The 9,051-nt window shown below is 60.7% G+C and carries 9 protein-coding genes and 1 pseudogene; 1 reads left to right on the top strand and 9 read right to left on the bottom strand.

Annotated features, from left to right (window positions below):
- The 8 genes and pseudogenes from ACWCPY_RS37930 to ACWCPY_RS37895 form a co-directional block, all read right to left on the bottom strand.
- A pseudogene (locus ACWCPY_RS37930) lies at positions 1–242 on the bottom strand (ISAzo13 family transposase); the annotation flags it as partial.
- Between the two features lie 455 nt (positions 243–697).
- Complete coding sequence (locus ACWCPY_RS37925; RefSeq protein WP_451272924.1) at positions 698–865, bottom strand: hypothetical protein; 168 nt, start codon at positions 863–865, stop codon at positions 698–700.
- Positions 866–897: 32 nt separating this feature from the next.
- A complete protein-coding gene (locus ACWCPY_RS37920) occupies positions 898–2,118 on the bottom strand; it encodes an MFS transporter (protein WP_451272922.1) in 1,221 nt (406 codons plus the stop codon).
- A 1,041-nt stretch (positions 2,119–3,159) separates the two neighbouring features.
- Positions 3,160–4,416: a cupin domain-containing protein gene (locus tag ACWCPY_RS37915; RefSeq protein WP_451272920.1), complete on the bottom strand. Its 1,257-nt coding sequence runs from the start codon at positions 4,414–4,416 to the stop codon at positions 3,160–3,162.
- A complete protein-coding gene (locus ACWCPY_RS37910) occupies positions 4,413–5,798 on the bottom strand; it encodes a TfuA-like protein (protein WP_451272918.1) in 1,386 nt (461 codons plus the stop codon). Before ACWCPY_RS37910 ends, ACWCPY_RS37915 begins: the two co-directional genes overlap by 4 nt.
- Entirely contained in the window at positions 5,795–6,955 is a 1,161-nt protein-coding gene (locus tag ACWCPY_RS37905) for a YcaO-like family protein (RefSeq protein ID WP_451272916.1), read from the bottom strand. The genes ACWCPY_RS37910 and ACWCPY_RS37905 overlap by 4 nt, the downstream gene beginning before the upstream one ends.
- A gap of 93 nt (positions 6,956–7,048) precedes the next feature.
- Entirely contained in the window at positions 7,049–7,264 is a 216-nt protein-coding gene (locus ACWCPY_RS37900; protein WP_451272914.1) for a hypothetical protein, read from the bottom strand.
- Positions 7,265–7,289: 25 nt separating this feature from the next.
- A complete protein-coding gene (locus ACWCPY_RS37895) occupies positions 7,290–7,892 on the bottom strand; it encodes a hypothetical protein (RefSeq protein WP_451272912.1) in 603 nt (200 codons plus the stop codon).
- A gap of 623 nt (positions 7,893–8,515) precedes the next feature.
- Between ACWCPY_RS37895 and ACWCPY_RS37890 the strand changes: the two genes are divergently transcribed.
- Positions 8,516–8,650, top strand: a complete 135-nt coding sequence (locus tag ACWCPY_RS37890) for a hypothetical protein (protein ID WP_451272910.1) — start codon at positions 8,516–8,518, stop codon at positions 8,648–8,650.
- A 90-nt stretch (positions 8,651–8,740) separates the two neighbouring features.
- Here ACWCPY_RS37890 and ACWCPY_RS37885 read toward each other — a convergent pair whose 3' ends face one another.
- Positions 8,741–9,013: a DUF6225 family protein gene (locus ACWCPY_RS37885; protein ID WP_451272908.1), complete on the bottom strand. Its 273-nt coding sequence runs from the start codon at positions 9,011–9,013 to the stop codon at positions 8,741–8,743.
- Positions 9,014–9,051: the final 38 nt, after the last annotated feature.

Raw genomic sequence — 9,051 nt, 5'->3', positions numbered from 1 at the left:
CGCTTGCGTCCCCCGCCCGGACGCCGCACCCGGCCCAGGGGTTCCTCGCCGGCCTCCAGCTCGAGCACGCCCTTGCGGACCGTCGTTTCACTCACTGCGGCCGCCCGTGCGACGGCCCGGACGCCGCCGTGCCCCAGGGCACGGGCCTCGGCAGCCAGCAGCAACCGACGCTGCCGCTCGTCGAGAAGCGGGAACAACACCGCAAACTTCACGAAGAGTTGGCTACGAGTCTCGTCCGGGATGCGCGTACCACACCAACGAGCCACAGAACGGGAAGCAACACCTTGATTCCCTGCAAGCCCTTAGGGGCAAGAAACCCGCCGGCAAGTTCGGGATGTTCATCGGCGGCGGGGTCGTGTTCGGCAACGTGCCTGGCGACCGCGCCAATGCCGGGGCGGACGTAGCGCTCCAGGGAACGGACGGAGACGTGGCGGGAGCGGGCGGTCCTCGATGCCCTCGGGTGAGGCGAGCGGTTTGGCGAGCCAGCACAACGCCACCAGGGCGCTCCGCAGAAACACCCAGAAGTCGCGTGGAAAGGAGCAGCCGCCTGAAAGGCTCCCGAGGGCGTCAACGTCCCTGACTGCTGCGGGCTGGTGCCAGGGGCCGGCCGACGGTTCGGAGGTTGGAAAGGCTCACTGTGAACAGAAGGCCAGACACCTGGGCTCGCTGAGCAAACGTCCCGATTGGATGAGAGCGGTCAGCAGGCCACCGCAGCGGCTTCGGCGGAGCGCGGACACGGCACGCTGGCCACCAGCCCGAGGTCGAGCAGTTCATCCATGTCGAGACGGAAGGTGACGTACGGACTGACGTGCGACCAGAACAACGCCGCCAACCCCCACCGGTCCCGCACAGTCCCAGATGCCACCAACCGAGAAACTGTCCAGGGACATGGCAGGTTCATGTTCGGTTGATCCGGTACACGTCGCGCACGCATGCATTCGCCAATGTGGCGAAGAGGATGATTCCTGAGCACGCCAGCAGGATGTGCTGGACCGTCCAATACGACGATGCCACTGCCACCAGCAGATAGGCGGCCGGGATGGCAAGGCGTTCTCCGACCGCGTTGAACGAACTGAGGCGCCCCAGCTCTTCGTCGCGGAGCTGCTGTTGCATGATCGTGGACCAGGATACGATCGCAACGTCAAGCCCGATGCCAGCAATGACGGCGGCCGCCAGCACCCATGACAGAGGCAGCTCCAGGCCCAGTGCGGCAAGTGGAAGCATGATCCCCGAACTCGACGCCACACAAACCAACATCAGCTGCCGCGGTTTCCAGGCCAGGCACACGAAGGTCCCGACCAGAAGGCCGGCCGCAAACGCGCCTTGCACCAGGCCCCAAGAGCGGGCACCCGCATAACTGTCGTCCGCCACGAGAGGACCGAGCAGTTGGTAGCCGGCAAGCCAGGCTGCCACGGTCACCGTTCCTGCCACGGTGTAGCTCCACAGCCAGTTCCGGCTCCGGAAACCGGACCAGCCGGCACGGAGGTCGGCCAGCACACTACCATGGACAGAAACGGAGCTCACCAGCCGGAGCCCGAGAAGCAGCAGGGCCGCGACAAAGAAAGTGGCCGCGTCCCACCCCAGGGCCCAGGCAGGCCCCGTCAGCGCTACGAGGAATCCTCCTGCCACCGGGCCCAGGATCTTGACGATGTTCCCAGGAAGACGGACCAGTGCGTTGGCCTGCTGCAATTGTTCCTTCGGGACCAGTTGAGTCGCAATCCCCTGGGCCGCAGGTGTAATGAACGCGGCCGAAGCGCCTGAGACACAGGCGCAGACGCTGATCGCGGGTGTAGTTGCCGTTCCTGTTGCCACAAGTATGGCGACCGCTGACTGTGCCGTCCCGGCGCCGAGGTTCCCGAGGAAGAGGAGCCGGCTGCGGGACATGCGGTCCGCCAGTACACCACCCATCAGGAGGAAGATGAGGGTGGGCACCGTGTTCGAAACGAGCACGATCGCGAGGGACTGGGCGCCACCGCCGCGACCGATCACGGCGAACGCCAACGCCACGGGCGCCATCGCTGAACCGCTTGCCGATATCAGGTGGGCTAGCAGGAACCTGCGGAAGGCTGGTACCCGCAGTGGGGATACGGCTGGTGGCGTGTGTTGGACTGTGGTCATTTTTCTCCAGCCGGGTCACGCCCGTCGAATTTTGAGCGATATCCGGTCGATTCTATTCTGCTGTGGCAATGCATTGGGAGAGGGGGCTGAGATCTCCCTCAGTTCGCGTGTGACACCCTGGGATCCGGCAGGGATGGTTTGACCCTGGATGACTTCCGCTGCGCACAAATACGTTGCCGAGGAACTCACTTGCTGCGCCTTTAGGTCAGCTACCGACGCTGATAGATTTGAATCTCGTCTTGATATCCGAGCCATCGAAGGTGCAGCGGACAGACCGACGTGAGGCGCCAGTTTCGGCTCAGTTGAGAGAAGAAGCCAGGGTCTGCGCACATGCCGCCTAGTGGGTCTCCCACGTAGACAAGCAGATCCCCTTCGTATGCTTCAAGGGAACTGTCAGCCATCGAGCTTGCGGGGGGTGGCCAGACCAGCATGAGCGCCCTGTCCGAATTTTCCGAGGCTGCTTGGACGGCATCTTGCTGTCGGACATGCGTGAAACCCGATCCGATAGTGAATCCATTACTCTTTATCTGCTGCAGATCCGTTGCAATGACATCAACAGAACGAGCTTTTAGGAGGGAGGACCAGTAGCCAGCGCCAGCGCCCACTTCAATCACTGGCGTTCCCTGGAGTCGATCCCTAAGCCAACACAAGGAAGAGTCAAGCGGCATCCCCCAGCCGTAAGTCCGGGACAGAAGCCGACGCTTGACCAGACGAAGACCCTGCTGCATATGTAGTGGTGCGAAGTCAAAGACCTCAATGCGTTCTCCGCGAGGGGAATCAGAAACGACTGCCGGATACCAACGAATCAGCTTCAGGTGATCCATGTCGTCAAGGGAAACCTCGCCGAACTCATCAAGAATGCGCCCGACTGGCAAGAACGGTCTACCCCACCCTGGGTGCCACATATAGTCATGACGGCTCCAGAAGCTACGAAGTCGCTCCCTCAGTTCAGGAAGCGAATCCAAGTATTCTTGCTTGGTCACCGGAGTCAACGAGCACCCCTTCGCGGTCTCTGGATCGACTGAACCGCAGTAATCAAAGTCAACAAGGAACCAAAAATCCGTTGGAGACAAGAAGTTTCAGCATCTTGATTATGTCTGGCGTTGGATTTGAGTTCTCCGGATCAGCGGCAATTTCTTGGGCCGTGCACGGCCGGGTGGTCGCGTACCGTACAGCGTTCTCGTATTCAGTGGGGATTCGCATCCGGCGGTCTCCTCCAGTCAGGATCAGTCCTTGCCCGTCAGGGCCGGGACGCAAGGAAAACTGCACTCCCATCCGTGGCCGAAGTGGTGTGATCCCGTCCAGGCTGTTCGCCGTCAGGCTGCGGCCGAGGACAGCGACGGGCTCAGATACCCTGGTCAGTTCGGCCCACCGGTCGACGACGGCTGCGCTGTCGAGGTCCTCCAGATTGCCGAGACTGGTGGCAAATGCGCTTATCTTCTTCACTAGCTGATCCGCCATGAGGGCTCGGCCACTAATCAAATCGAGCGGTGCAGATGCACGCAACTCGACATCCTTGGCGACGGCCTCCGCTACCACGTCTCGGACGATGTCGGCCCATCGCACCGTCAGCACTGCCAGGGTGAGATGAGTTGACCTTTCGCCCTGGGCTTCAGGGGCATGGATGTAGCCACGAGGCAGGTAGAGGCAATCTCCAGCGTGCAGGACTACATCAAGGACGGGGTCCTGGTTCGTGGCGGGTGCAACGTCGTAGTGGCTCTGCGAAGGGAGGGGGAGCTGGACCACTGGTTCGTGTACCAGCCAGCGTTTCGATCCTTCGAGCTGTAGCACGAATACGTCGTGAGTGTCGTAGTGAGCGTTGAGGCCACGACGGCTTGCGGGTGTGATGTAGAGGTTGGCGTTCACGCGATGGCCGAGTTCGTTGGCGATTCTGTCGCTGAAGACGCCCAGCGGAGCCCAAAGCTTCTGAAACGTGTTGCCCACGAGAGTGGCTCCCTGGTCGAGGAACCGTGCCACAGCGTCGGAGTCGACAACGTCATCGAACCGCTCGCTGCCTATGCTTGCGGTCTTGGTGAAGCGACGAGTCTCTACGTCGGCTCCGTCTTGGATGATCCTCAGGTGAGGGGCACGGAGACCTCCTGTTGAGATGAGAGTGTCCACGGCGTCGATCGTCAGCAGGTCCTCGAAGGAGCCGGGCAATTGGCTGGCCTCGGCGACCCTGGGGACACGTCCCCAATAATTCTGGACGAACTCTTGCAGACTGATACCCGTGCAACGGCTGACCGCGGTCGGTTGCGTAAGGTCTGCGACCGTGGGAGATGGCTTCGACCTCGTCACGATAGGGTCCTTTCCTCCGGCGCCGGCGTCGTAAGTTTGGGGTGTCGAGGTGACTCTCGGCGTCCAACGACGAAGTAGCGGAAGACCTCGATGGCGTTATCGAATGAGGTGAATCCACGGTCACGGGCAAGTCGGTTCAGACTGTCAGGACTGCCGCAGTGGGTGTCCCACTCTTGAGAGAGGTACTTCTCAAGGCTTGTGCGTTTGATGCTGTGCACTGTTCTTAGCGCATTGGCCTCGGCGAGTTTTGTGTTGGCAGCGAAGGCGGCTGCGACCGCTGCACGTGTCAATTGCGGCTGTGGCACTAGGCTCTGGTACCAAACATTGTGATCCGTACTGACCGGGATACCTGGCGATAGCGTTGATGTGCGGACTAGTAGCCTCAGAAGCTGCTGATCCTCGTTCAGCTTCCGGATTTCCGACGGTGAGAGCCAGCGCGCGACCTGGTCTGCACGTACCGTGTCAACCGAGATACCTATCTGGCCAGCGTGCCTGAGTAGACGTTCCTCGCAGTCGGCAAGACTCATATGGTCCCCGACGCTGTTGGTCATTGCTTGGACCGCCAGGCAATACCAACGCTGAGCAAAATCCGGAGCAAACAGTTGTTCGTAGTGAACTTCTGCCGCTCTGGGTATGGACCGGGTGTCGCACTGCTCGACGTGGAAGCGTAGGCGCCACGCATTCAGATGAGTTGTGTTCCAGCGCCCGTCCAGAGCGGTCAACGGGTGGGATGGAACCTCCCCGTCCCGAACGGCCCTGAGGGCCTGGAGTGCGTCGAGACGCTTGATGTCCGTGTCAGCCCGATGGACAGCGAGCCAGTCCGCCAGCCGCTGTGCGGCGGTGGCATCATGCGATTTCAACTTATGCAGGATCAGGCCCCAAGAACGAGCTGGATAGGCTTCGCTACGAGCAAGTTCAACGACCCATGCTCCCTGATCAGCTGTCAGGGTGCCGTTGTTGACTGCTGCTTCCACTCCATAGCGGATATTCACGAGTGGATCACACGAAGAGCGACTGCCTACCTCGCTCCCGTGAGCTACGGCCACTTCGTCGTCCGCGGTCACTATGGCATCGCGGTACATCTCGAAGACTCTGCCGATGCCGACCATGCCGAGGGGATACATCTCGGCTGCACGCAGCGCTCCCATACTGGATGCCCCGACCACGGTGACTCCGAGGTGAAGCAGCGCAAGGATCTCTTTGTGACGTACGGGCGCCGTCTGGTGGAACAACCCGTCGATGATCACAACGAAGTCTTCGGGCTTTGCAGACAGCCCAAGCAGGTCGCCATGGCGCACCGGCGGGTGCACTTTGGCATGTGGCAGAATCGCAACGATTTCGTCGGCGGTCAGAGTCGGTCCTGCGAAGACATGCGTGGTCATGCAGCGTCGCCCCCCTCTGCGCCTCGAGGGATTTCATGGCGTGTCAAGAAAGTCATACCAGGACAGAGAACTTTGGTGACGGCGAACATGTCACTGGTTGAAAGGTCGACAAGTAGCGGCTCCATGCCAGAAACCTCTTCGGTCTTCTGAGCGAGGTATGCCATCTCTGCCTCGAACGTTCCGAAAATAGGTGTGGCTTCGGGCACCAGGACGTTCCAGTCGGCCAGTTCACTCTTGGTAGCAGGACTGTCGACCCTGCCCATGTGGGGCCGGAACACTTCCGGACGGATGTCGTCCCGAGTACCCACGATGCTGGTGAGACGGCTCTGGGCTGCCTCGGTCAGTGCCCGGGCAAGAGCAACTGTGGGATCGGAATGTGCTCCTGACCCAGTGGAGACGCCGATGTAATCAGGCGACCAGAGGTAGCACACGAAGCAAGGCACGCCGAGCCGACTTGGCGCCATGACAAGCTCAATCCAGGCGTCGCCGGCTCGCAGACGTGCAATGAGTTCTTGGCAGAGTACATCGGCTATCGACTCCGGCCGTACATACGTTCGTTCGCTGGCTGGGGTGAGAGCGAGGGCGCTTGCAGCATCGCGCTCGATGACCTCGTAGAGCGCGTGGACTGCACTTTCAGCCACGGTGTTCCCGGAAGCAAGTCCGTTACTCGTGGCGACCACGAGGGGGGGCTGCCAGGCATGGGCTGCCCAGTTCATCTCCACAAGATCGTGAGGTACGAGAGTTTCAGCTCCGCTGACGAGCCCGGACGCAGCGATCCAGTCCAGCGGTGTGGCCTCAGTGCCGATGGCCTCGCCTGATGACTCCACATCTGCCAGCCGATATGGCAGACCGAGACTTTCAGCAGGGACGCCGGCCACGCTGGCCGTGGGGACCGCGTTTTCGGCGTGCCAGAGCTCAATCGCTTCCATGGCGGCCGAAACCTGCGCCGATACGAGGTCCACACCCTTGCCCTGTGAGACCGAAAGAGTCGCAGCTGTGGGGCGCACCGCCATGACGACAGGGATTCCCAGACTGTCGAGACCTGTGACATCGCCAAGCCGGGTAATCCCGAAGCGTGAGAAGAGTGGGCTGATCAACTCCAGCGTCTCCGCCGGACGGCGCGCACGATGAGTCCCATTAAAATATGTCTTCGTCATTCGGGTCTTGCCAATCCCGGAGTTTTCAGGTGTCGTGCTGATTTATAGGCAGGCCATGTGGGGGCAGTCCATGGACTGCCCCCACATGATTAACTACTTGCCCTCGTAGGCAACTTCGTCGCCAACGATGAAGACCGGCACGGCAGCGTCGTGCTTCTGCGGTGCGATTCCCTCGTCAAGCAGCTCCATTGCGAAGTCTTCGTTCAGCATGAAACTCTCCTTCTCTCTCGGTGATTTATTGAAAATCCACAGCGCTGGCACGTTCAAAGGCGCACCTGACTGCAGACAATTTTGGGCGGCGATCGTCACCGCAATTGCATGGCCCGAGCGTTAATCAGAGCTCAAAATAGATAAGATTGGCGAGAATTCCAAGATCGTGCTCAAACGGCATGCGCCAATGAGGAATGTTGTACCCGTCGAAGGCATTTATCTTTCGCGAGACGATCTGCATTTCAGATTTCACTTCTGGCAATGTGCCGTTTTCCTGAGTGAAAGTAAGCAGCTCGCTACTTGTTGCCGTTCGCATCTCCGGAACCCAAGCTGTCGCGCCCAGGTTGTCCGTGAGGCCGAAGGTGAGTGTCACCGTTGCACGGATCTCATCACGATGCACGCCCATGTAGTCGCCGGCGCGATAGTAGTTGTAGCCACAGCGCGCAGGCACCAAGCGTCCCAATCCGGACCTGGTACGCACCTCTTTCAGGAGATCCCGCGATCTCAACAATTCCTGGAAAATTGGTCCACCGCGATGGACGGAATATCGGGATGGGCTTGCGAAACTACCATCGCGTCGGATGACCGTATCTTTCACTCCGACTTCGATGGCGTCATTCATGCATGACGCAGCCTCTTGGGCCAGGTCATCCCAGACGCTATCTTCAACTATTCCCCCATCCACGATGAAGAACCCGCCGCTATTCCATTCTTCGCTACCATTCATAATACACCCCTCAAAATCATCCCTGCATGCATCGGCGCATTATTGACCAGTTGAAACCCTGGTCATTGACTTGAATACCGGAGGCGGAATGTTGACGACGTTTCAATTGAATGATGATCACCGTACGACTCGATCGGTGGCCCCTGCAAGGGGTTTCTAGCCATAGAATACAAAGATATTCTTTGCACGTTCATTGCCATTTCTTTAGGGATGGCAAGTTAGTGCCGGCAATCGAATGGTGCCCTTTAGGTTGGATATTTCGGGCATATTGCGATGGCTTGATCCCATGGGCGCCTGCTGAACTTGATGGGGGGTTCCTGGACGGCGAGATCCCTCCCGCTGGGTGCCCGACCGGATCCGGTCACGGTCTACGAGGATTCGGCGAGGAAAATACCCGTCCTTTCACCTCACCGGATCATGGGTGCAGTGGGAGAAGGAGCAGGAATTGGCGACAGCGGATGGAGACTGCGCGGGACTGGCGGAACCCGGACAGAGAAGATGTTCAGTGTCCAACACCATGCTGACCGCCTGGACTTGGGAGAGCCGAAGCAACGGCTTCCCCCACGCCGGCCCTCCTGTGGCTGTCACCGGTCCTGTGGTCGCAAGCTCGTGTCGGTGAGGCCTTGAGCGGTGCGGTGGTGGTGGGGGAGAGGACGGCAGGGGGCGAGCTGTATACGCGGGTGGAGACGGACCTGGTCGTGGAGGTGCTGGCTTGGTCCGGTCGGCGCGGCACCCTCACCGTGGTCCGGATGCGGTGAAGGCGGGGGCCGCTCACGGTCTTGTCGCTGGAGCCCGAGCTGTACGCGGGTACTGGCATCCCCTGGGTGGGTGCCGCGGCGGGTACCGGTTCAGTCCAGGCGGTCGTAGGCGCCCGGCTCCCAGTCGGCGAACAGCGTCAGCGCCTCCGCCGTCTCGGTACGTTCCGGTGCTGTGGAGGTGGCCGGCCACCAGTTCTCCACCTGATGCGCGTCCACGAGGACGAAGTCCCGGTACCCGTTGAAGTCGCCGGGGTCGTCTGCCACGCCGATGTGGATGGGCGCGTCATCGGGCAGGTGCCTGAGCGCGTCGCGAAGCTGCGCGGCGTTCCAGGCCTGCGGAGTGTGCTCGAAGACGTTGGTCATGGGCACAGAGTGCCGGACAGGACCGCGCTGCCAGCGAA

This window comes from Streptomyces sp. NPDC002403 (assembly GCF_053593015.1).
The sequence above is the reverse complement of the archived record's forward strand: the minus strand, read 5'-3'. Positions and strand labels throughout refer to the sequence as shown.